Raw genomic sequence first — 22,830 nt, forward strand, 5'->3', positions numbered from 1 at the left:
ACCGACATTACCCGTAGGGTGTGGTCATGGCCGTCTCCGAACTACACAGGTTCACCCTCGACAACGGCCTGCGCGTCGTGCTCGCGCCCGATCCGACGGCACCGGTCGTCGGGGTGAGCGTGCACTACGACGTGGGCTTCCGCTCCGAACCGGAAGGGCGCACGGGTTTCGCCCACCTCTTCGAGCACCTGATGTTCCAGGGCAGCGAGAGTCTCGAGAAGCTCGCTCACTTCCGCTACGTGCAGAGCAGCGGGGGCACCTTCAACGGCTCCACCCATCCGGACTACACCGACTACTTCGAGGTGTTGCCGTCGGCGGCGCTGGAACGCGCGCTGTTCCTGGAGGCCGACCGCATGCGGGCGCCCAGGCTGACCCGCGAGAACCTGGCCAACCAGATCGACGTGGTGAAGGAGGAGATCCGCCTCAACGTGCTGAACCGGCCCTACGGCGGATTCCCGTGGATCCTCCTGCCCCCGGTGCTGTACTCGACCTTCCCCAATGCCCACAACGGCTACGGTGACTTCACGGATCTGGAGCAGGCGTCGTTGGACGACTGCGCGGCCTTCTTCGACACCTACTACTCGCCGGCCAACGCGGTGCTCACCGTGGCAGGTGACCTCGACGTGGACCGCACCCGCGACCTCGTGGACGAACACTTCGGTGACGTGCCCGCCCGTCCGAAGCCGCAGCGGCCGTCGTTCGCCGAGCCCCGCCCCAACGGGGAGCTCCGGGGCACGCACGCCGACCCACACGCGCCGCTGCCCGCTCTCGCCGTGGGCTACCGGATGCCGGACCCGGTGGGTGAACTCGACGCCTACCTCGCCCATCTCGTGCTGGCGGGGGTGCTCACCGACGGCGACTCGTCGCGGTTACAGCAGCGACTCGTGCACGCCGAACCACTGGTGACCGACGTCAACGCCGGAGCGGGGCTGTTCGGCCCGTTCGAGGCGAGGGACCCGGACACGTTCTCGGTGACGGCGATCCACCCGCCGGACACCTCGACCGAGCAGGTGCTCGACGCGCTGGACGCCGAGCTCGACGCGCTCTCCACCACGCCGCCGGGAGAGCAGGAACTCGCCAAGGTGACGGCCCGCTGGAGTGCGAGCCTGCACTCCGAGCACGACCGGCTCGTGTCGCGCACTCTCGCGCTCGGCTCGCTGGAGTTGCTCCACGGTGACGCGGGGCTGATGTACGAGCTGCCCGAGCGCATCGCGGCGGTGACGGCCGAGCAGGTGTCCGAGGCGGCGAAGTCGCTGCGCCCCGACTCGCGTGCCGTCCTCGAGGTGGAACCGGGACAGGGAGGTGCCCAGTGAGCGTGACCAGCCACCGCTCCGCCGAGGAGATCGGCCGTACCCAGGAGGGGCCGAGGCGGCTTCCGCCGCTGGGGGAGCAGAAGGGCGCCACCGAACTGTCGCATGTGGACACCGTGTTGGACAACGGGCTGCGCGTGCTCGCCGTGCGCAAACCCACCGTGCCGATGGTGGAGGTGCGCCTGACGATCCCCTTCGCGGGCGACGACCCGATGCATCCGGCCACGGCGGAGGTCCTGGCCGAGACGCTGCTCACCGGCACGCGCCGCCGTGACCGCGTCGGCATCGACACCGACCTCGCGCTCATCGGTGGTGACCTGGGCACCGTGGTCGACCCCGAGCACCTCAGGGTCTCGGGCAGTGCGCTGGCCGAGAAGCTTCCCGAGCTGCTGGACGTGCTGGCCGACGTGCTCACCGGAGCGTCGTACATGGACGCCGAGGTGCGCAGGGAGGCGGCCCGGATCTCCGAACGGCTCGCCGTGGCGCGCACCCAGCCCAGGGTGATCGCGCGGGAGGCGTTGCAGCGCAGGCGTTACGGCGACCACCCCTACACGCGTGAGATGCCGATGGCCGAGGACGTCGCCGCCGTGGTCGCCGAGGGGGTGCGGTCGCTGCACGCGGCGTCGGTGCTACCCGGCGGGTCCACCCTCGTCGTGGTCGGGGACGTGGACCCGGACACCGCGGTGGCGGAGGTCCAGCGCGCGCTGGCGGACTGGTCGAGCGACGTCCGGGCGCGTGAGCTGCCCGAGCTGCCGGACCTCACGCCCGGCGACCTGCTCCTGGTCGGCAGGCCCGGTGCGGTGCAGTCGCAGCTCCGGCTGTCGGCGCAGGCGCTGCCGAGGACCGATCCGCGCTATCCCGCGTTGCAGCTCGCCAACCTCGCCTACGGCGGGTACTTCTCGTCGCGCCTCGTGGAGAACATCCGCGAGGACAAGGGGTACACCTACGGCGCGCACTCCGGGTTCGAGTTCACCGGGCCGAAGGCCACGCTGCAGGTGGAGGCCGACACGGCGAGCGAGGTGACCGCGGCGGCGCTGCTGGAGACCCGCTACGAACTGAGCAGGCTGGGGCTCGTGCCTCCCACGGAGGCCGAGGTGGACTCCGTGCGGCAGTACGCCGTGGGCACGCTGCTGATCGCGTCGTCGTCGCAGGCGGGACTGGCGAGCCAGTTGGCCGCGCTGACCGCCGTGGGCCTCGGCGTGGAGTGGCTCGTGGAGCACCCGCAGCGACTGGCCGGGGTCACCACCGAGCAGGTGGCGGAGGCGGCGCTGGAGTTCTTCGCGCCGCAGCGCTTCACCGGGGTCGTGGTCGGTGACGCCGACGTGCTCGCACCGAAGCTGACCGCGCTCGGTGGGGTCGAGGTGGCCGGTGAGGTAGCTCCGGCTCGATGAGCTCCCTGAGCCAGCCCGCTCCGTTCCGCCTGACATCCTCTCCCGCGTTGTCCCGCTCGACGGCGGATCGGCAGGAGTCGCTGCGCACCGATCCCGAGCGGCTGCGGGCCCGGTGGCCGTTGGCGCGGGTCGTCCGCGTCGACGGCCAGGGCCGCGTCCCGGTGCCCGAGACCGAGCTCACGGACGCCCGGTCCAGTGGAGTGCCGCTGTCCACGACACCTGCCCTCGACGTCGCCGAGGACCTGCCCGCCGGCGCGGTCTTCCTCGGGCGGTGGGAGGACACCGACTACTGGGCGGTGTCCGCGGACCCCGGTCCCGAGCAACGCCGCATCAGCCTCGATGGTCTCGGTGTTCTCGGTGGCGGCTGGGGACCGGGTATGGAGGTCCCCGTGACCGGCGACGAGGCGTGGGTGGACCTGCGGGCGCACGGTGCGGTGCTGGATGACACGGCCGCGGGCCTGTTGACCACCGCCGTGGCGCTGCGCAACTGGCATCGCAGAGCCCGGTACTGCGCCCGTTGCGGCGGGCGGACGACGCTGCACCAGTTCGGCTGGGCCAGCACGTGCGAGCAGTGCGGGCGCGAGGAGTACCCGCGCACGGACCCGGCCGTGATCTGCCTGGTGCACGACGACGTCGGCGTCAACGGTGAACACGTGCTCCTGGCGCGCCAGCCGACGTGGCCACCTGGCCGGTACTCGGTGCTCGCCGGGTTCGTCGAGGCGGGCGAGTCGCTGGAGCGCTGCGTGGAGCGGGAGATCCGCGAGGAGGTGGGGGTCGAGGTCCGCGACGTCCGCTACCTCGGCAGTCAGCCGTGGCCGTTCCCGCGCTCGATCATGATGGGTTTCGCGGCGAGGGCCGACGCCGCCGCCCACCTCACGCCCGCCCCCGGTGAGATCGAGGCCGCCCGGTGGGTGTCCAGGGAGCGGGTGCGTGCCGCCCTCGACAAGGGCGATCCGGAGCTGTTGCTGCCGGGGGAGACGTCCATCGCACACGTGATGGTGCGCGCGTGGGCGGAGGCCGGAAACGGAAGCACGGCCGCCAGCCGATAGTCTCGCGGCACGCGAGAGTCACGGGGGTAGGGCGAGTGAGCGCGGCGCGGGCTGTGGGACTGCTGCTGGGCGTCATGGCCGACGCGATGGTCGGCGAGTCGGTGCGTGGGCGGGCGGACGCCACGCTCGCGCACGTCGCGCGGGCGGTGCGGCGGCGGATACCAGCGGATCATCCACTGGCGGGTGCCGTGCACGTCGGCGTGGTGGCCGGAGCGGCCGTGCTGACCGGGACGGCGGTGGAGCGCCTCGGCCGCGACCGCCCGCTCGTGAGTGCCGCGACCACCGCGGCCGGTACCTGGGCGGTCCTCGGGGGAGCCCGCCTGGCCGCCGACGGTACGGCGCTGGCGAGGCACCTGGAGACCGGTGACGTCCGCGCCACGCGCGAGACCCTGGCGCACTGGGACTCGCGCTGTACGCAGGACCTCGACTCCGTCTCGTTGGCGCGGGCGTCGGTGGAGGCTGTCGCCCACAACGCGTCCGACACGGTGGTCGCGCCCCTGCTCTGGGGCGCGGTCGCGGGGGTGCCGGGACTTCTGGCGTCGCGTGCCGTCGGCACGGCACGGCGGGTGGCGGCGGAACAACCGGGCCACCGGCGTTTCGGTGTGCCCTCCTCCTGCCTCGACACGGCGGCGAACCTGCTGCCCACCCGTCTCACCGCCGTGTTGACCGTCGCCGGAGCGCCCGTGGTCGGCGGGTCGGCCCGCGCCGCGTGGCGAGCGTGGCGGCGGGACACCGTGCTGCACCCGAACCCCAACTCGGGGCGGGTCGTGGCCGCCTACGCGGGCGCGTTGGAGATCCGCCTCGGTGGGCGCACGGCGTACCCGGACGGGGTGCGGGAGCTGCCCGTGCTCGGCGACGGGCGCAACCCCGACGCGGGCCACGTCACCCGCGCCGTCGAGCTGTCCCGTGTGGTGGGCTGGCTCGCGGGGTTGACGTCGGCCGTCGTCGCCCTGGTGCCGAGCCTGCGCCGCCGTCGACGCTCCCGCACCGCGCGCTGAGCACCGGCCGCGTCAGAGTCCGTGGCGCCGGCCGCCCATCACCTGTTCGCACAGCCGGGCCTCGGAAGCAGCCGAGAACGGGTCGCGCAGGGCGGCGACGGCCAGCCGCGTCTCCTCGGCCACCAGGTCGGCGTTGATCTGAGCACCCGCCGTCGCACCCGCCGCCGCGGCGGTACCGACCTGCGCCATCGGATCGGTCACGTTGCCCGCGACCCACACCCCGGGGACGTCGGTCCGCCCCGTGGGGTCGGCGGGAACGTGCTCACCGACGCCCGCGGGGTGCTCCACCGGGTACAGCCCCACACCGGCCAGGAAACCGCCGCGCGCCCTCGCCCGAGGAGCGACCGCCAACGCCTCGCGCGCGTACACCGTGCCGTCGGCCAGCCGCACCCCGGTGAGCTGGTCGTCCACCACCTCCAGGGCGGTGACCTCGCCGTCGACCACACCGACACCGCGGGCGGTCAGCTGTTCGAGCTCCTCCGGAGAAGGTGCGGGCCGGTCATGAGTGAACAGCACGACGTCGGCGCTCCACTGCCGGAAGAGCAGCGCCTGGTGCACCGACATGGGCCCGGAGGCCAGCACGCCGATGGCCCGGTCCCGGACCTCCCAGCCGTGGCAGTAGGGGCAGTGAACGACGTCCCGGCCCCAGCGTGAGCGCAGTCCCGGCACGGCGGGCAGTTCGTCGACCAGCCCGGTGGTCACCAGCAGTCGCTTCGCCCGGAGACTGCGGCCTTCGGCCAACGTCACGGTGAACCCGGCGCCGTCCCGGGCGACCGAGTCGACCTCACCGCTCACCACGTGACCGCCGTAGCGCCGCACCTCGTCCCTGCCGCGAGCCAGCAGTTCGGCGGGGTTCGTGCCCTCCCGGGCGAACAACCCGTGCACGGCCTCGGCGGGAGCGTTGCGTGGTTCACCGGCGTCGACGACCACCACCGACCGTCTCGCGCGGGCCAGCATCAACGCCCCGCTCAGTCCGGCGGCACCGCCGCCGACCACCACCACGTCCTGCTTGTCGTTCAGTTGCTCGGTCATCACGACCACCTCCACGTCGACCATGCGCGTGGTCCGGGAGGGAAGGCAAAGAACATTGCCGTATCAGCAAACGGTGATCAGTGCCGGGAGACGTCGGGCCCAGGCTCCCCGCCGCCACCGACCGCGCTCTCCCGGGCTGTGTTCTCTACGCGCTCCACGCGCTCCCTGGCTTCCCCGTCCTCGTCGTCCTCGGCGAGCATCTCGGCCACCGACTTGCGGCGCGTGCCCTCCGCGCGGTCCTCGGACAGCACTCCGCCGGGTTTCAGCTCCCGCACCGTGAAGTAGCCCCACCCGAGGATCGCCATCGTGCCGAAGGCCACCCACTGCAGCGCGTACGAGAAGTAGGGGCCCGCCTGCAGCACGGGAAGCGGCAGTGCGCCGAGCACTCCCGGTTGCCCCTCGGTGAGTTGCACGTAACCGGGTGAGACGTCGAGACCCGTGGCCCTCGCGACGGTGCGGGAGTCGATGGCGTAGGTGTGCAGCTTGCCCTGCGTGGAGGCGTCGGCGAAGGCGTCGCGGTGTTGCGGGTCGGTCTCGTCGGCGCGCACGCGGGCTTCCACGCGCACCACCCCGGTGGGCGGCGCGGCGTAGGGCGGAACGTCACCGTTGTCCGGGCGCAGATATCCCCGGTCGACCAGCACCACCCGGCCGGAGGTCGTCCGCATCGGCGTCAGGACCTCGAAGGCCGGCTCGCCCTGGACGGTGCGCAGGCGCGCGATGATCTCGTGTTCGGGCAGGTAGGTGCCCTCGACGACGACTCTGCGCCACTCCGTGTCCGGGCCCGGGGGCCTGCCTTCGGGCAGCACCTCCGCCAGCGGGCGCGGTCGCTCCGAGAACGAGGTCGACACGGCGTCGTTCTGTGTCTGGCGTTCGGTGTGGCGGTCGAACTGCCACGGCGCGAGCACCGTGTAGCAGGTCACAGCGAACCCGAACACGACGAGCGTGAGCGCCAGCCAACCCGGCTGGAGCAGCGATTTCCAGCGCACGTCCACCACGGTATGCGGACCTCTGCGCCTCGGCTCCGAGAGGGTGCGGTGTCAGGCCAGCGCGGCACGGGCGGCGGTCAGCGCCTGACGTGCGTAACCGCCCCCGAACAGCACGGTGTGTACCAGCAGCGGGAAGAGCTGGTGCAGGGGTACCCGCTGCTCGTGGCCGGGAGTGAGGGGGCACCCGAGGTCCTGGGCCGCCTCGCGGTACGCGCCCAGTACGTGGTCGAGCAGGGGCGTTCCGAACAGGCGGAGCATGGCCAGGTCGGTCTCCCGGTGCCCGCCGTGCGCGGCCGGGTCGATCAGCCACACCCGCCCGTCGGAGGCCCAGTGGACGTTGCCGCTCCAGGCGTCGCCGTGCAGCCGCGAGGGCGGCTCGGGCGTGCCGGCCAGTTCGGGAAGACGGGTGCACACCGTGTCGAACACCGCCGCCTCGGAGGTCGAGAACAGTCCTCGGTCCACTGCCTGGCGCACGTACGGCTCCACCCGGCACCGGGTGTAGAAGGAGGGCCAGTCGTCGTGTGGCTCGTTGCGCATGCGGGCGAGCCCGATCCAGGCCTCGGCGGGACCGTCGGGCGGTGCGGACCCGAAAGCGGGCGCCGACCGCGCGTGCAGGGTGGCGAGGGCGCGTCCGAACGCCTCGGCGGCGCCCACGTGGGGCTTGCCCTCGGGAACGTGGTCGATGACCAGCCAGTCGTCGTCCACGCCGTGCACCGTGGGGATCGGCACGTCGCCGGACTCGCCGAGCCACCGCAGCCCCGCGGCCTCCGCCACCGTGGCATCGGGCCCGGACCCGCGCTTGACGACGACGTCACGGCCGTCCGCGAGGCTCACGACGGCACTGTCGCCCGAGAGCGGCCGGTCGCCGGTGGCCCGCACGCCGGTGTGCCGTTCGGCTGCCTGCCGGGGGCCGTTCACCGCTCGCGTACCCACTCGACGAGCCCGTCCACGGCTCGTTCGATCATGCCCAGCACCTCAGCGAACCCCTCGTCGCCTCCGTAGTACGGATCGGGGACCTCGGCGTCGACGGGCGCGGTGGGATCGAAGCTGCGCAGCAGCCGCACCCGGTCGAGGTCGTCGACCAGGACGCGCAGCTCGCGCAGGTGGCTCTTGTCCGCGGCCAGCAGCAGATCGGCGTCCAGGTGCTCGGGGCCGACCTGGCACGCGACGTGGTCGACGGGGTAGCCCCGGGCCCGCAGGATCGCCCTGGCACGGGGGTCGGCCGGTTCGCCGACATGCCAGCCGCCCGTTCCCGCGCTACGGACGGTCACGGCGTCGGACAGGCCGTGCTCGGCAAGGCGGTGCCGGAACACGATCTCGGCCATCGGCGAGCGACAGATGTTGCCGGAGCAGACGAACACGATGCTGGTCGGCGAGCTCGCTCCCGCGTCGGGGGAGCCGGTGCTGTGGTCGGCCATGTGCCCAGTGTCCCTCGCGGCTCCGGACGTCCCGTTCGGTGGGTCGAAATGGTATCGAAAGGTCACGTTGGGGGAATATCGGAGCCGGACGGAGTGCGTCCGGTGGCAGATGGTGAACGGCTCGACTAAGCTGCCGGTCTCGTCGGCATTCGGGAAATTGTGTCCTCCCGTCGTCGACTTCTTGTCAATGCACGCCAAGCACACCTAGAACACTTGGGGGCTCCCATTTCCCCGTCGCATGCGCTCCGCGCCCTCACTCCGGACTCACCGAACGGCCGGGCTCTGCTCGCGCTGGCCGCATCGGTCTTCGTGACCGGTGGCCTCTGGGTGTGGGCGTCCCTTGAAACCGTTGCGTCACAACGACTTCCGATCTTCCTCGTGGGCGGTGTGGCGCTGGCGTTGCTGTGTGCGGCAACGTTCGTGGCGGCAGTGCACTGCGCGCAACTACAGGACGTGCACCGCCATACCGAATCGATGGAAACCGAGCTCACCCTACTGGTTGACGAAATCCTTCCCCTGCTCGCGCGCCGATTACGCGAAGGGGTGTCCATTGACACCGTAAAGGCTGAAATTCCGAATCACTCGAACGAAATAGCAGGCCGCATTGTGCGGTTGTTCACGAAAGAACTCGACGCCAGTGAACGGCAGCGCGAGGCGGCCATGGCCGCGTGCGCCAACGCGGCGGGTCGAGTGCAGGCCATGGCCACCAGCATGCTGGCCGACCTCCGCGAGATGGAGTACCGGCACAACGAGGACGTGCTGGGAGACCTGCTCAAGCTCGACCACTGCACGTCCCAGGCGGGCAGGCTCGCCGACAGCATCGCGGTGCTGACCGGTGCCCGCACGGGCAGGCGCTGGACCAAGCCGATCGTCATGGAGAGCGTCCTGCGCGGGGCGATGGGCAGGATCAGCGCCTATCAGCGGGTCCGGTTGCACTCGACGTGCACGGCGGCCGTCGTCGGCTACGCGGCCGAGGACGTCATGCACCTGCTCGCCGAGTTGATGGACAACGCGGCGAAGTTCTCCAAGCCGTCGGAGGACGTGCACGTGCACGTCGAGCAACTGACGTCCGGGGTCGTGGTGATCGTGGAGGACGCCGGACTCGGCATGAAACCGCACGCGCTCGAACGCGCCGAGCAGGCCGTGTCGGCCACGGAACCCCTCGACCTCGTCGCCCTCTCCGGAACCCGGCTCGGGCTGGCGGTCGTCGGTCGCCTGGCGCGGAAGCACCAACTGCGGGTCCGGTTCCGGCGATCTCCCCGGGGCGGTGTGAGCGTCGTGGTGCGGATCCCGGCGACCCTGATCACCACACCGTGCCCCGAGGACGTGCCCACGCTGCGCAACCGCCGCCCGGTGGACGACCGGGAGGTGCAGCCGGCCTCGCGGGCCACCCGGCTGCCCAAGCGCCGCCGAGGTCAGACGCTCACGGTGTCCCCGCCACCGAGGACACGCCACCGTACGGAGACCAAGCCGCGCGCCGACGCGGGCGCCCGGTTCAGCGCGTTCCGCGCCGCGGTACGGCCGAACACGCCACCGACCACAGCCGACTGAGGGATATGGACCATGAGCACCACCGATCAGAGCCTCGAATGGTTCTTGCAGAGCCTGCTGGAGCAGACACCGGGAGCCCGCCATGCCCTGGTGCTCTCACGCGACGGGTTGAAGCTGTGTCACACGCGGAACCTCGGTGTCGACCAGGCCGACCAGTTGGCCGCGATCGCCGCCGGGGTGCAGGCGCTGGCGCAGAGTGCGTCCGCCGAGTTCGGTGACGGGTCGGGAGGAGTACGGCAGTCGATGACCGAGTTCCACGGGGGCCTGTTGTTCGTGGTGGAGGCGGGCGAGGGGGCGCACCTGGCGATGGTGGCGAGAGAGAACGCCGACGTCGGGCTCGTGGGACACAAGATGAACGAGCTCGTGGAGCAGATCGGCGCGTTCCTCACCGCCCCGCCCAGGTACCGCCGTCGCACTTCTCAGCCGGCATGACCGCCGACGCCGAGGACACCGACGCCGCCCCCGACCGGCCCGACCGCCTCTACACGATCACCTGTGGCCGGAGCAGGGCCGGCGAGGTCGAGCTCGACCTCGTCACGCTCATCGTGAGCGAGTGCGAGCCCGAGCCCGGTATGCAGTCCGAGCACGCGCGCATCCTGCTGTTGTGCGCCAGCCCCACGGCGGTGGTCGAGGTGGCCGCCGAGCTGGGGCTACCGGTCAGTGTCGTGAAGATCCTGCTCACCGACCTGCTGGACACGGGCGCGGTGGCGGCGCGTCACCCCACCGCTCCCCGTGCCGTCGACGAACTTCCCGACCCCGCATTCCTGGAGAAGGTCCTTGTCGGACTCCGCAATCTCTGAACGTGAGGTGGCCCCCACCCGGCCCGAAGGCCGAACACCCCTGCGCAGCACAGCGACGGACGGCGTGAAGATCGTCATCGTCGGGGGCTTCGGGGCGGGCAAGACCACGCTGGTGCGCTCGGTCAGCGAGATCAGGCCCCTGTCCACGGAGGAGACGATGACCGAGGCGGGCCGAGGTATCGACAGCACCGCCGGGCTGGCCGGGAAACTGCGCACCACGGTGGCGTTCGACTTCGGCAGGGTCTCGCTCACCGACGAGGTGGTCCTGTACCTGTTCGGTGCGCCGGGACAGCGAAGGTTCTGGTATCTGTGGGACCGCCTGTTCACCGGCACCCTGGGCGCTGTCGTGCTCGTGGACACGCGCCGTATCGAGGACTCCTGGTACGCCATCGACCGCCTGGAGCAGTACGGCATGCCGTTCGTCGTGGCTCGCAACAACTTCCCGGGGTCGCTGCACGACCTCGGTGAGCTGCGCGAGGCGCTGTCCATCAGCGACGCGGTACCGGTCGTGGAGTGCGACGCGCGCAGGCGGGACTCGGCCAAGCACGTGCTGATCACGCTGGTCCACCACCTGTACACCATGTCGAGGGCGCGCGGCGTGCGGTGCTGAGCGCGTTTGGGAGGATCACGGCATGGCTTCGACAGTGTCCGACGTGATCGCCGCTCTCGACGCGGCCTACCCCCGGGAACTCGCCGAGTCGTGGGATGCCGTGGGACTGGTGTGCGGTGATCCGGCCGAACCGGTGGAACGCGTCCTGGTGTGCGTGGACCCGGTGACGGCGACCGTGGAGGAGGCCGTCGAGTGGGGTGCCCAGTTGGTCGTGGCGCACCACCCGCTGCTGCTGCGCGGCGTGCACGGCGTGGGCACCGACACGGCCAAAGGTCGGCTCGTGCACCGGATGGTGCGGTCGCACGTGGCGCTGTTCTGTGCTCACACCAACGCCGACTCGGCGGTTCCGGGGGTGTCGGACGCGCTCGCCGAACGCATCGGCGTGCGGGTGTCGCGACCGCTCGCTCCCCATGGGGACGATTCCGGCTCCACGGGTATCGGACGTGTCGGCGAGCTGCCGGAGGCGGTGCCGTTCGCGGAGTTCGTGCGCCGTGTCGGTGAGGCACTGCCGGCGACTCGGCCCGGGGTGCTGGGGGCCGGGGATCCGGAACGGCTCGTGCGGACCGTCGCGGTGTCCGGAGGTGCGGGGGACAGTTATCTCGCCGCGGCCACGGCGGCCGGGGTGGACGCCTACGTCACGGCCGATCTGCGACACCACCCTGCGGGCGAGCACCTCGAACAGGGCGGTCCCGCTCTCGTCGGGCTGACCCACTGGGCCAGCGAGTGGCCGTGGTGCGAGCAGGCCGCCGAGGTGATCCGGCGGGTCGGTGACGTCGAGGTCCGGGTCTCGACGCTGTGCACGGATCCGTGGACGCTGCGCGCCGGAAACTAGTCAAGCCGTGTACTAGTTTTGGGTCTCGGTGGTTTCCCGGGGCTCCCGGCTCTCTACAGTGTGGGACATGACCGATGACCGGGGCCGGGAGGCGGGCGGGCCGCCGCCCGAGGGTGAGCTCGACTTCTGGTCGTTCGTCGAACTCGCCAACGAGCGGCTCGCCACCGAGTACGGCTTCCGGCACCAGTTGGCCACCGAGGTGCTGCTGACGCTCAACCGCGCCTCCAACATCGTCACCTACGACCTGGAGGCGGCGGTGCACCGCCCGCACGGCCTGTCGTGGTCGGCGTTCCGGCTGCTGTTCGTCACGTGGCTGGCGGGGCCGTTGGAGCCGAAGCGAGCCGCCGTGTTGACGGGGATGAGCAGGGCGGCCGTGTCGAACCTGGTGAAGACGCTGGTGGCGGACGGTCTGCTCGATCGCAGTCCCGACGCGCGCGACGGCCGCTCGGTTCGGCTGTCGCTCACCGAACAGGGGCACGCGGAGATGGTGAAGGTCTTCCGCGTGCACAACGAACGTGAGTACGAGTGGGCCAGCGTGCTGACCGAGACGGAACAGCGCATCCTGGTCATGCTGCTCAACAAGCTGATCACCAATCGCCACCAGTTCGACGTCCGGGGCCGCAACTGACCCTCCACGGGTAGTGTGTGGTGTGCGTCACGCTGGCTTCGAGTTAGTTAAGACATTTACTATTTGGCGAAGCGGGTCAGCGGAAAACGGTGTGGCCCGCGCGTCGACTTCCAAGGAGGCAAGCCATGGCGTACTACCGCCGGGTGGGCGATGTCCCGCCGAAGCGGCATACCCAGCACCGTACGGAGAGCGGCGGTCTCTACTACGAGGAGCTGATGGGGGAGGAAGGCTTCTCGTCCGACTCCTCGCTGCTCTACCACCGCCACCTGCCGTCTGCCATCGTCGACTCCCGCGTGTGGGAGCTGCCCGACCAGACCACCACGCCCAACCATCCGTTGCGGCCACGGCACCTCAGGCTCCACGACCTCTTCGCTGACGCGGAGTGGAAGAACACCGACGTCGTCACCGGCCGCAGGCTGGTGCTGGGCAACGCCGACGTGCGCCTGTCCTATGTGGTGGCCGGTGCCGACTCGCCGCTCTACCGCAACGCCACGGGCGACGAGGTGGTCTACGTCGAGTCGGGCGAGGCGGTGGTGGAGACCGTCTTCGGCGCGCTGCACGCCAAGCAGGGTGACTACGTGGTGCTGCCGATGGCCACGACGCACCGCTGGCTTCCCCAGGGCGACGAGCCGCTCCGGGCCTACGCCATCGAGTCCAACAGTCACATCACCCCGCCGAAGCGGTACCTGTCGCGCTACGGGCAGTTCCTGGAGCACGCCCCGTACTGCGAGCGCGACCTGCACGGGCCGTCGGAACCGCTGCAGGCCGAGGGCACCGACGTCGAGGTGCTGGTGAAGCACCGGACCTCGCGCGGCCTCGTGGGAACGGTCCTGGTGTACCCGAACCACCCGTTCGACGTGGTCGGGTGGGACGGCTGCCTCTACCCGTACACCTTCAGCATCCACGACTTCGAGCCCATCACCGGCCGGGTGCACCAGCCGCCGCCCGTGCACCAGGTGTTCGAGGGCCACAACTTCGTGGTGTGCAACTTCGTGCCGCGCAAGGTGGACTACCACCCCCAGTCCATTCCCGTGCCGTACTACCACTCCAACGTGGACTCCGACGAGGTCATGTTCTACTGCGGTGGCGACTACGAGGCGCGCAAGGGCTCGGGCATCGGCCAGGGCTCGATCTCGGTGCACCCCGGTGGATACGCGCACGGGCCGCAGCCGGGCGCGTACGAGCGCAGCATCGGCGTGGAGTTCTTCGACGAACTCGCCGTCATGGTCGACACCTTCCGCCCGCTGGAGTTGGGTGAGGGCGGCCTGGCGTGCGAGGACCCGAACTACGCCTGGACGTGGGCGGGACGGGGGCCGAAGTGACGGCGGCCGTGTCGGCGGCGGGGACGGAACGCTCACCGATCCCGCGCTTCGCGCGGCTGCTGTGCGACGACGCTGCGATGTTCCCCCCGGGGCTCGCCCCGCTGCCCGAGGCCGTTCCGGCCCACGTGCGGCACACGTCGGCGCCCTACGGCGAACTGGTGGGCCCCCTGGTGGTGGCCGCGTCGGTGCTGGACGAGCTCACTCCGCTGCTGCCTGTCGGCGGCGACCCGGTGGAACTCGTGGTGACGCTGCCCGAAGGGCCCGCCCGCGTGCGTGACGTCCTCGCCGGTGTCGCCGACCTGCCGGTGAGGTTGCGGGCACTGGAGGTCGCGGTCCCGGAGAGCATGGCGGCCACCGAGTTGCTGACCTCGCTGGACGGCGCGGCCGTCGGGGAGTCCGTCGAGGTGTTCGTGGAGGTCCCGAGGGACGCCCGTCGGGCGGGACTGATCACGGCGCTGGCGGCCACGCGTTACCTCGCGAAGTTCCGCACCGGCGGGGTCAGGGCCGAGCTGTACCCGGACGTCACCGAGCTGGCAGAGGCGGTGAGTGCCGTGGTGGCGGCCGGGGTGCCGTTCAAGGCGACGGCGGGTCTGCACCACGCGATCCGCAACACCGACCCGGACACCGGTTTCGAGCAGCACGGGTTCCTCAACCTGCTGCTGGCCACGCACGTGGCGGCGCAGGGCGCGGACGCGGGAGAGCTGGCCGGTGTGCTGGCCGACACCGACGGCGAGGCCGTCGCCGAGCGTGTCCGCGCGCTCGACGACGCGGAAGTGGAGGCCGCCCGAACCCGGTTCCGGTCGTTCGGGACGTGCAGCATCACCGACCCCCTCCACGACCTGATCGGCCTCGGCCTGCTGCCGCCCTCGCTGACCGAGAACGAAAGGACAGTATGACGACCATCGACATCCCCGACGACTCGCTGTTCGGGCTCGACAACCTGCCGTACGGCGTGTTCTCGACGCCGGGTGGTGAGCGCAGGGTCGGCGTGCGTGTCGGCGACCACGTGGTGGATCTCGCCGTGGCGCTCGATGACGAGGTGTTCGCGCGGCCCGCGCTGAACGCGTTCATGGCCCAGGGACACGCGCGGTGGGTGGAGGTGCGCGAGCGCGTCACCGAGTTGGTGTCGGGCGACGTACCGGACGCGGCGGTGCACGCCGTCGCGGACGTGACGCTGCACCTGCCCTTCGAGGTCGGCGACTACGTCGACTTCTACGCCTCCGAGCACCACGCCTCCAACCTCGGCAGGTTGTTCCGGCCGGACTCGGAGCCGCTCATGCCGAACTGGAAGCACCTGCCGGTGGGCTACCACGGTCGCGGCGGCACGGTGGTGGTGTCGGGCACCGACGTCGTGCGCCCGTGCGGTCAGCGAAAGGCGCCCGACGAGGCCGCGCCCACGTTCGGCGAGAGCAGGCGGCTCGACATCGAGGCCGAGCTGGGGTTCGTCGTGGGCACCGGCTCCGAGCTGGGCAGTCCTGTCCCGATCGAGGAGTTCGCCGAGCGGGTGTTCGGCGCGGTGCTGGTGAACGACTGGTCGGCCCGCGACATCCAGTCGTGGGAGTACGTGCCGCTCGGGCCGTTCCTCGGCAAGAGCTTCGCGACGTCGGTCTCCCCGTGGGTGGTGCCGCTGCTCGCGCTCCAGAAGGCCAGGGTCGCCACGCCGCCACAGGACCCGACGCCGCTGCCGTACCTGCGCGAGAACGCGCCGTGGGGCCTGGACATCGAGCTGGCGGTGGAGTGGAACGGCGAGGTCGTGAGCCGTCCGCCGTACCGTGAGATGTACTGGTCGCCCGCGCAGATGCTGGCGCACCTCACCGTCAACGGCGCTTCGACGCGCACCGGTGACCTGTATGCGTCGGGCACGATCTCCGGGCCCGAACGCGACCAGCGCGGCGCGTTCATCGAACTGACCTGGGGCGGTAAGGAGCCGGTCCGGGTGGGCGGCGAGGAACGCACGTTCCTGCAGGACGGCGACGAGGTGGCCCTCACCGCCACGGCACCGGGCGCCTCGGGCGGCCGGATCTCCTTCGGCGAGGTCCGCAACCGGATCGTTCCGGCGAACCACCCCGGTCGCTGACCGCGAAACGCACCAGGGCCCGCCTTCCCTGATCCGGAAAGAGCGGGCTCTGGTGCGTTTCCCGGTGTCACTCCACCGCGCTCAGGTCGACGCCCTTCGTCTCCCGGCTCGTGGCCACGGCCACGAACGTGATCGCCATGGTCACCACGAGGTAGCCGATCACCATGCCGACGCCGAAGTTCTCGATGAGCCACACGGCGATGAACGGAGCGGGCGCTCCCGCGATGATCGACGAGCCCTGGAACACCAGCGACGAACCCGCGTAGCGGTAGCGCGTCGGGAAGAGCTCCGTGATCCACGCGGCCTCGGGACCCGCGAGCATGCCGTGGAAGAACGCGCCCACGCACACCCCGACCCACAACAGCGGAACGCTGTCGAAGTGCACCAGCCAGAAGAAGATCGGTGCCCACGCGATGAGCACGCCCGTGGGCACGAGCATCGCCGTCTTCCGGCCGACCCGGTCCGACCACGCGCCTCCGCCGATCATGCCGACGAACTGGAAGACCGACGCGAACGTCACCGCGAGTGTCACGTCACCGCGGTCGAACCCGAAGTACGAGGTCGCGTAGGCGATGACGAACGTCGTGTAGATGTAGAACGCGATGTTCTCGCCGAGGCGCATGCCGAGCCCGTGCAGCACCTGCCGGGGGCGGGAGAGCGCGAGCAGGATGCTCGACTTCTTCCGTCCCGAGCCCGGAGCCAGGGCGTGGGACTGCGCCTCGCGGAACACCGGCGACTCCTCGACACCGCGCCGGATCCAGAAGCCGATGATCAGCAGCGGCAGGGCGAACAGGAACGCCACCCGCCAACCCCACGACTCGAACGCGGCGTCGCTCGTGGTCAGTGAGAGCACGGTGATCATCGCGGTGGCCAGCACGGTGCCCGCCGGAGCGCCCGCCTGCGGCCACGAAGCCCAGAAACCACGCCGTTTGGGTTGGCCGTACTCGCTGACGAGCAGCACGGCGCCGCCGAACTCGCCACCGAGCGCGAAGCCCTGCACCAACCGCAGCAGCACGAGCAGCACCGTCGCGGTGATACCGATGTCGTGGTAGGTCGGGAGCACGCCGATGGCGGCGGTGGCCGCTCCCAACAGCAGGAACGTCACGACCAGCATGGGTTTGCGACCGAACCGGTCACCGAGGTGGCCGAAGACGATGCCGCCCAGCGGGCGGGCGACGAACCCGAGCCCCTGGGTGGCGAGCGCGAGCAACAGCTTGGTGATGCCGTCGTCGCCGGGAAAGAACAGCGGCCCGAGCACGGTGGCGGCCAGAACACCGTAGATGGCGAAGTCGTACCACTCCAGGATGGAGCCGGCCATACTTCCGGTGAGCACCCGCTTGAAACCGGCTGGAGCGGCGCGTTCGTCCTTCCCGGCGCCCTCGGACACCGCGTCGACGGCTGATGCCATGGGGGTTCCTTTCGGTGAGGGCCGGAAGCCGCCCCGTCGCGGCTTCCGGAAGATCGGGGAGAGGGGCGAGGCCTCCTCAGAGCGCGAGCGTCAGAGAGTCGCCGCACGCTCGCGAGCAGCAGGTCATCATCTTGTTGTGGCACGCGCGTTCGGCAGCGGTGAGCACCTTGTCGCGGTGGTCGATCTCGCCGTCGCCGACGGCCACCTCGCACGTGCCGCACAGCCCTTCCTCGCAGTCGCTGGGCACGTCGATGCCCGCGGCCCGCAGGGCGGCGAGCACGGTCTGGTCGGCGCCGACGCGCACGGTGATGCCCGAGTCGGCCAGCCGTACGTCGAAGGCGTGCTCCTTGCTGGGGTCGAGTTCACCCAGGTCGCTGGTGAAGTGCTCGACCCGCAGCGAGTCCTGCGGCCAGTGCGCCGTCGCGTCGGCGAGCGCGTCGAGCAGCCGCTGCGGCCCGCACGCGTAGATCCGGGTGCCCTCGACGGGTTCGGCGAACAGCGCCGGGACGTCGAGGCGGGTGCCCTCGTCGGAGCAGTGCGACACCAGCCGGTCACCGTGATCGCGTTCCACGCGGTCGAGCAGGGCCATCTCCCGGCGCGACCGCGCGCAGTAGTGCAGCTCGTAGTCGCGTCCCTCGCGCTTCAGGTGGTCGGCCATGGCGAGGATGGGGGTGATGCCGATGCCGCCCGCGACGAGAACGTACCGCTGGGCGTCGGGGACGAGCTTGAAGTGGTTGCGCGGACCGCGTACCCGCACGGTGTCGCCCACCGACAGCCGCTCGTGCACGTAGCGCGAACCGCCCCGGCCGTCCGGGTCGTGGAGCACGGCGATCTCGTAGCCGAGCCGGTCGTCCGCGTCACCGCACAGCGAGTACTGGCGGGAGAACTCCCCGAGCTCCAGATCCACATGCGACCCGGGCGACCACTTCGGCAGCGGGCGGCCGTGGGCGTCGGCGAGCGTGATCCGCACGATGTCCTCGGTCTCGTGCTCGATCCGCTTCACCGTCATCGTGCGGGCCACCGTCTTGCGCGACGGCTCGCCGATCCGCACCTTCAACCGTCGTCGCAGCAGCGAGGGGTCGCGGTACTCCGGGTTGCGCGTGGGATCCCACCGCACGAGCACGTGCTCGGGCCCCCGGAACGACGTGTTGGGCAGGTAGGTGAACTCCTGTCCGGGCACGAGCTCCAGGTGCGGCAGCCGCGTGGTGAGTTCCTCCAGGAAGATCTGGATCTCCATCCTCGCGAGGTTCTTGCCGAGACACTGGTGGGAGCCGTAACCGAAGGTCAGGTGGTCACTGGCGTTGTCGCGGCGCACGTCGATGGAGTCCGGGTCGTCGAAGTGCCGCTCGTCGTGGTTGGCCGACGAGTTGACGATCAACAGCTTGGCGCCCTCGGGGATGCGTACGCCGCCGATTTCGGTGTCGGTCGTGGCGATGCGCCGCCACGCGACCACGGAACCGGAGAACCGCAGGCACTCCTCGACGGCGTTGGGGATGAGGCTCTGGTCGGCGCAGATCTCCTCCCACACCGTCCGGTTCTCCAGCAACACCCGGAAGGCGTTGGAGGCGGCCATCGCCGTGGTCTCGTGAGCGGCCACGATGCCGGCCATCATCATCGAGTGCAGGTAGGAGTCGGTGATGACGTCCGGCATCTGCGGCTGCAACCGGATGCCGTACTGCATCCAGCCCGGCCCCGACGGGTCCTGCCGCATCTTGTCGAGCACCTGGCCCGCGTACTGCCAGAACTTGCCCACGGACTCCGCCACGGCCACCTGCTGTTCCGGCTTCGGGCGGCCCCACGTGTTCAGCGTGTGTGCCACCGAGTACCGACGCAGGGTCTCCATGTCCTCCTCGGGCACGCCGAGGAAGTGCAGTGCCACGGTGAGCGGGATCTCGTACAGCAGCTCGTCGACGAGGTCCGCCTCGCCTCGGTCGACGAACGCGTCGACGCGCTCACGCACCAGCGCGCGCACCATGGGTTCGTGCTGCGTGAGGTGCTGTGGTGTGAACGGCTCCATCAGCACCCGCCTGCGCTCCATGTGCGCGGGCTCGTCCTCGTTGACGAGCGTGCGGCCCATCGCGTAGTCGTGCCGGGCGAGCACGGCGTTGGCCTCGTCGGAGAACGGGGTGATCTTCTCCAGCGCGATGGAGGGGGAGAACGTCCGGTTGTCCCGGAAGACCGCCTTGACGTCCTCGTAGCGCGTGACGACCCAGTAGCCGAGCACGGGGCTGTAGAAGACCGGTTCGCCGTCGCGTGACCACTTCAGCGAGCCCGGCGGGTCCTGCTGGTACGGGTCCGCGAACGGGTCGAAGGCGGCCGCGTTCGGGGAGACGGGACAGCCCGTGGGGTCGAGCCGTGACTGGTCCGCGCCGGTGACTGGGCACCGGGGTGCGGTCTCGACGCCCGATTCTCCACCCATCGCCATGCCTGCCATCCCTCCATACGCCTCTGTACTGGGAATTCACTGATATCGAACAGAACTGTTCGTCTAGCGAGAACGAGGAGAGAGTAAGCAGGGTCACGGCGGCGGTCAAGAGTCGAGACCCGCTCGATACGCACGGCGCGGCACGACGGCAGGGGGGAGGGCAGGGAAAGGGCAGGGGAAGGGCAGGGGAAGGGCACGGCGTCGCGTGGGTTCCGGCCGGCAGCCCTGATCGCCCGGAGTGCCGCTACGGGTTCAGGACGTGACGAGCTGGGCGAGACGCCTGGCCGCGTCGAGTACCGCCTCGGCGGCCTTGTCGGTGTCCATCCCGTCGATGGCGACGACGCCGACACTGCGTTCCGGCGCGTGGCCGGCGGTCCGGACGCCCGCCGACACGCCCACGGCGCCGCGTTCGAGCTGCCCTCTCGTGACGCTGTAGCCGTCGCGGCGGGCCTGCCGCACCGCCTCGGAGTCACGGGCGCTCGGCGGGCGGAGCGCGAGGATGGCGATGCCGGACGCACCCCGGTGCAGCGGGTGCCTGCTGCCCACCCGGTAGCCCACCCGCAGCACCGTGTCGGTCGGCTCGGCCACCATCAGCACCACGCACTCGTCGCCCTCGGCCACCGAGACGAACGCCGTGGCACGGGTCCGGTCGGCGAGCTCGGCCAGCACCGGACGGGCACCGTGCAGGAACTGGGGTTCGAAACGCGAGGAGAGCACGGCGGCACCCACCCCGAGCCGCAGTCGGCCCGAGTCCGTGCGGGCCACGAGCGAGTGCGCCTCCAGCGTGGCCACGATCCGGTAGCAGATGGCCCGGTGCACGCCCAGCTCGGCGGCCAGCTCGGCCACGGAGATGCCCGCCGGGCTCCGCGAGACGATGTCCAGCGCGCGCAGGCCGCGGTCGAGGGTCTGCAGGGTGCTCATCCGGTTCCTCGTCGTGTACGTCGCCTTGATGATCGCACAACCGCGGCGGGTCCGGACGCTCACGGCGCGTCCCAGGGCCTCGCCGTCGCCCTGTGGGAGGATCGCAGACGTGGGCGGTGCGAGTCCGCCGGGCGAATTCCGCACCAAGGACGAACGGAGTACAGCAGTGAAGGCAGAACCCGCCGTGCAGCGTCAGTTGCTCGACCTGGCGAAGGTCGACGCCGAGCTGACCCGTGTCGCTCATCGCCGCCGCACCCTGCCCGAACTGGCCGAGATCTCCGACGTGGAGAAGCGCCTGCGCGAGCGGCGTGACGCACTGGTGGCCGTGCAGACGGCCGCTTCCGATCTCGAACGGGAGGTGAGCAAGCAGGAGCGCGAGGTCGAGTCGGTGCGGGCGCGGGCCGACCGGGACCGCAAGCTCATGGAGTCGGGCTCGGTGTCCGCGAAGCAGCTCACCGATCTGGAACACGAGTTGGAGACGCTCGCGCGCAGGCAGGCGGCGCTGGAGGACGACCAGCTCGAACTCATGGAGCGCAAGGAGGCGGTCGACGCCGACGTCCAGCGCACCGCGGCCGAGGTGGACAAGACGGAGCAGGAGCTCGTCGACGTGCGGAAACGGCGTGACGAGGCGCTCGCCGACCTCGACACCACGCAGGCCCGGCGCGAGGCCGACCGCGAGGGCCTGCTGTCGAAGCTGCCGGAGAACCTCGTCGCCCTGTACGAGCGGGTGCGTGCCCACAAGGGCATCGGTGCCGCGCTGTTGAAGGCCCGCCGGTGCGGCGCCTGCCAGCTCGAACTGGACCGCAGTGCCATCGCCGAGATCAAGGCGGCGCCCGACGACGAGGTCGTGCAGTGCGACAACTGCGGCGCGATCCTGGTGCGCACGCTGGAGTCGGGCCTGTGATCCCGCGGGTCGTCGTCGAGGCGGACGGAGGGTCGAGGGGCAACCCCGGCCCGGCGGGCTACGGCGCGGTGGTGCGCGATCCCGACACCGGGGACGTGCTCGCCGAACGGCAGGCCGGTCTCGGCGTCACCACCAACAACGTCGCCGAGTACAACGGACTGATCGCGGGTCTTGAGGCCGCGGCGGAACTCGGTGCGTCCACAGTGGAGACACGGCTGGACTCGAAGCTCGTCGTGGAGCAGATGAGCGGCCGATGGAAGATCAAGAACGCGATGTTGCAGCCGCTGGCACTGCGGGTGCGTGAGCTCGCGCAGCGGTTCGACCGCGTCACCTACACCTGGATACCGAGGGCGAAGAACGCGCACGCCGACCGGCTGGCCAACGAGGCCATGGACGCTCAGGCCGCCCAGGCCGAGGGACGCTCCGGGTCCCGCGCCGACACCCCGGCCGCCGAGCCGGTGAGGGAGGACCGCCAGGAGTCCGCCGAGCAGCGGTCGCCGACGCGCTGGACGGGAGCCCGAGGCGCGCCCACCCGCCTGCTGCTGCTGCGCCACGGCCAGACGCCGATGTCCGTGGACCGGCGCTACTCGGGGGCCGGTGACGTCAGCCTCACCGAACTCGGTGCGCGGCAGGCCGAAGCGGCGGCCAAACGCATCGCCGCGATGGACGACCTCGGCGAGTCGGTGCACGTGGTGTCGTCACCGCTGGTCCGGGCGACCCAGACGGCGCAGAAGGTGGCCGACGCACTCGGCGTGCGCGTGGAGACCCACCGCGACCTGCGGGAGACCGACTTCGGTGAGTGGGAGGGCCTCACGTTCGGCGAGGCCGCGGAACGAGACCCGGAGTTGCACCGCAGGTGGCTGCGCAACGCGTCCGTGCGCCCGCCGGGCGGCGAGAGCTTCGACGAGGTGCACCGCAGGGTACGCAGGGCGTGTACCGACGTACTGGCCCGCCACGGCGGTGCCACGGTGGTGATCGTCAGTCACGTCACGCCGATCAAGTCGCTGCTCCGCGCCGCGCTCGACGTCGGCCCGTCGCTGCTGTACCGCCTTCACCTCGACCTCGCGTCGTTGTCCGTCGTCGACCACTACCCGGACGGCAACGCGTCGGTACGGCTGGTCAACGACACCTGCCATCTCACCTGAGCTCCAGGAGTACCCTTTTCCGA

22 protein-coding genes are annotated in these 22,830 nt (G+C 70.8%); 15 read left to right on the forward strand and 7 right to left on the reverse strand.

The genetic code is table 11. The features are described 5' to 3' along the window. Window positions 1-26: 26 nt before the first annotated feature. Genes SACCYDRAFT_RS04000 through SACCYDRAFT_RS04015 form a run of 4 tightly spaced genes read left to right on the forward strand, consistent with a single transcriptional unit; the run spans window position 27 to window position 4,748 of the window. On the forward strand, window positions 27-1,313 hold the full coding sequence (locus SACCYDRAFT_RS04000; RefSeq protein ID WP_005453830.1) for a M16 family metallopeptidase: 1,287 nt from the start codon (window positions 27-29) through the stop codon (window positions 1,311-1,313). Continuing rightward, on the forward strand, window positions 1,310-2,701 hold the full coding sequence (locus SACCYDRAFT_RS04005) for a M16 family metallopeptidase (protein ID WP_005453831.1): 1,392 nt from the start codon (window positions 1,310-1,312) through the stop codon (window positions 2,699-2,701). The genes SACCYDRAFT_RS04000 and SACCYDRAFT_RS04005 overlap by 4 nt, the downstream gene beginning before the upstream one ends. Then, complete coding sequence (gene nudC, locus SACCYDRAFT_RS04010; RefSeq protein WP_005453832.1) at window positions 2,698-3,750, forward strand: NAD(+) diphosphatase; 1,053 nt, start codon at window positions 2,698-2,700, stop codon at window positions 3,748-3,750. The genes SACCYDRAFT_RS04005 and nudC overlap by 4 nt, the downstream gene beginning before the upstream one ends. A 35-nt stretch (window positions 3,751-3,785) precedes the next feature. After that, window positions 3,786-4,748 (forward strand): cobalamin biosynthesis protein CobD/CbiB, encoded by a 963-nt coding sequence (locus SACCYDRAFT_RS04015; RefSeq protein WP_005453834.1) that lies wholly within the window; start codon window positions 3,786-3,788, stop codon window positions 4,746-4,748. Between the two features lie 12 nt (window positions 4,749-4,760). Here the strand turns inward: SACCYDRAFT_RS04015 and SACCYDRAFT_RS04020 are convergent, their stop codons facing one another. From SACCYDRAFT_RS04020 to SACCYDRAFT_RS04035, 4 genes are read right to left on the reverse strand one after another with little or no spacing between them, the layout of a single operon-like run. Continuing rightward, window positions 4,761-5,804 carry an NAD(P)/FAD-dependent oxidoreductase gene (locus SACCYDRAFT_RS04020; RefSeq protein ID WP_005453835.1) on the reverse strand — a complete coding sequence of 348 codons (1,044 nt, stop codon included), beginning with the start codon at window positions 5,802-5,804 and terminating at the stop codon, window positions 4,761-4,763. A gap of 53 nt (window positions 5,805-5,857) precedes the next feature. Beyond that, entirely contained in the window at window positions 5,858-6,766 is a 909-nt protein-coding gene (locus tag SACCYDRAFT_RS04025; protein WP_198284971.1) for an SURF1 family cytochrome oxidase biogenesis protein, read from the reverse strand. A 51-nt stretch (window positions 6,767-6,817) separates the two neighbouring features. Further along, a complete protein-coding gene (locus SACCYDRAFT_RS04030) occupies window positions 6,818-7,699 on the reverse strand; it encodes a fructosamine kinase family protein (protein WP_157606463.1) in 882 nt (293 codons plus the stop codon). Further along, a complete protein-coding gene (locus SACCYDRAFT_RS04035) occupies window positions 7,681-8,184 on the reverse strand; it encodes a low molecular weight protein-tyrosine-phosphatase (protein ID WP_052309068.1) in 504 nt (167 codons plus the stop codon). The genes SACCYDRAFT_RS04030 and SACCYDRAFT_RS04035 overlap by 19 nt, the downstream gene beginning before the upstream one ends. Before the next feature lie 213 nt (window positions 8,185-8,397). On the opposite strand from SACCYDRAFT_RS04035, the gene SACCYDRAFT_RS04040 reads away from it, so the two are divergent. From SACCYDRAFT_RS04040 to fahA, 9 genes are all read left to right on the forward strand, one after another. Continuing rightward, on the forward strand, window positions 8,398-9,735 hold the full coding sequence (locus SACCYDRAFT_RS04040; RefSeq protein ID WP_005453839.1) for an ATP-binding protein: 1,338 nt from the start codon (window positions 8,398-8,400) through the stop codon (window positions 9,733-9,735). A 12-nt stretch (window positions 9,736-9,747) separates the two neighbouring features. Beyond that, window positions 9,748-10,167, forward strand: a complete 420-nt coding sequence (locus SACCYDRAFT_RS04045; protein WP_005453842.1) for a roadblock/LC7 domain-containing protein — start codon at window positions 9,748-9,750, stop codon at window positions 10,165-10,167. Then, the gene (locus tag SACCYDRAFT_RS04050; RefSeq protein WP_005453843.1) at window positions 10,164-10,535 is read left to right on the forward strand and encodes a DUF742 domain-containing protein; all 372 of its coding nucleotides are present in this window, start codon (window positions 10,164-10,166) and stop codon (window positions 10,533-10,535) included. Before SACCYDRAFT_RS04045 ends, SACCYDRAFT_RS04050 begins: the two co-directional genes overlap by 4 nt. A gap of 7 nt (window positions 10,536-10,542) precedes the next feature. Next, entirely contained in the window at window positions 10,543-11,145 is a 603-nt protein-coding gene (locus SACCYDRAFT_RS04055; protein WP_043536133.1) for a GTP-binding protein, read from the forward strand. 22 nt (window positions 11,146-11,167) lie between these two features. Further along, window positions 11,168-11,977, forward strand: coding sequence for a Nif3-like dinuclear metal center hexameric protein (locus tag SACCYDRAFT_RS04060; RefSeq protein WP_005453845.1), 810 nt, complete (start codon window positions 11,168-11,170; stop codon window positions 11,975-11,977). A gap of 67 nt (window positions 11,978-12,044) precedes the next feature. Beyond that, window positions 12,045-12,605 carry a MarR family winged helix-turn-helix transcriptional regulator gene (locus tag SACCYDRAFT_RS04065; RefSeq protein ID WP_005453846.1) on the forward strand — a complete coding sequence of 187 codons (561 nt, stop codon included), beginning with the start codon at window positions 12,045-12,047 and terminating at the stop codon, window positions 12,603-12,605. Between the two features lie 125 nt (window positions 12,606-12,730). Further along, window positions 12,731-13,927, forward strand: a complete 1,197-nt coding sequence (locus tag SACCYDRAFT_RS04070) for a homogentisate 1,2-dioxygenase (RefSeq protein ID WP_005453847.1) — start codon at window positions 12,731-12,733, stop codon at window positions 13,925-13,927. After that, a complete protein-coding gene (locus SACCYDRAFT_RS04075; protein ID WP_005453848.1) occupies window positions 13,876-14,823 on the forward strand; it encodes a hypothetical protein in 948 nt (315 codons plus the stop codon). The genes SACCYDRAFT_RS04070 and SACCYDRAFT_RS04075 overlap by 52 nt, the downstream gene beginning before the upstream one ends. Next, entirely contained in the window at window positions 14,820-16,004 is a 1,185-nt protein-coding gene (fahA, locus tag SACCYDRAFT_RS04080; RefSeq protein WP_005453849.1) for a fumarylacetoacetase, read from the forward strand. The genes SACCYDRAFT_RS04075 and fahA overlap by 4 nt, the downstream gene beginning before the upstream one ends. Window positions 16,005-16,071: 67 nt before the next feature. On the opposite strand, the gene SACCYDRAFT_RS04085 is transcribed toward fahA, so the two are convergent. The 3 genes from SACCYDRAFT_RS04085 to SACCYDRAFT_RS04095 all read right to left on the reverse strand — a co-directional run bounded on the left by SACCYDRAFT_RS04085 (window position 16,072) and on the right by SACCYDRAFT_RS04095 (window position 20,758). Continuing rightward, window positions 16,072-17,412: an MFS transporter gene (locus SACCYDRAFT_RS04085; protein ID WP_005453850.1), complete on the reverse strand. Its 1,341-nt coding sequence runs from the start codon at window positions 17,410-17,412 to the stop codon at window positions 16,072-16,074. Window positions 17,413-17,488: 76 nt separating this feature from the next. Next, on the reverse strand, window positions 17,489-19,837 hold the full coding sequence (locus SACCYDRAFT_RS04090; protein WP_005453852.1) for a cytochrome P450/oxidoreductase: 2,349 nt from the start codon (window positions 19,835-19,837) through the stop codon (window positions 17,489-17,491). 252 nt (window positions 19,838-20,089) lie between these two features. Next, window positions 20,090-20,758: an IclR family transcriptional regulator gene (locus tag SACCYDRAFT_RS04095; protein ID WP_005453854.1), complete on the reverse strand. Its 669-nt coding sequence runs from the start codon at window positions 20,756-20,758 to the stop codon at window positions 20,090-20,092. Window positions 20,759-20,924: 166 nt separating this feature from the next. On the opposite strand from SACCYDRAFT_RS04095, the gene SACCYDRAFT_RS04100 reads away from it, so the two are divergent. Further along, window positions 20,925-21,662 carry a zinc ribbon domain-containing protein gene (locus SACCYDRAFT_RS04100; RefSeq protein ID WP_043536135.1) on the forward strand — a complete coding sequence of 246 codons (738 nt, stop codon included), beginning with the start codon at window positions 20,925-20,927 and terminating at the stop codon, window positions 21,660-21,662. Continuing rightward, window positions 21,659-22,807, forward strand: a complete 1,149-nt coding sequence (locus SACCYDRAFT_RS04105) for a bifunctional RNase H/acid phosphatase (RefSeq protein ID WP_005453857.1) — start codon at window positions 21,659-21,661, stop codon at window positions 22,805-22,807. Before SACCYDRAFT_RS04100 ends, SACCYDRAFT_RS04105 begins: the two co-directional genes overlap by 4 nt. The last annotated feature ends 23 nt before the right edge of the window (window positions 22,808-22,830 follow it).

Origin of the sequence: Saccharomonospora cyanea NA-134, from assembly GCF_000244975.1 — a bacterium.
Lineage (GTDB): Bacteria > Actinomycetota > Actinomycetes > Mycobacteriales > Pseudonocardiaceae > Saccharomonospora > Saccharomonospora cyanea.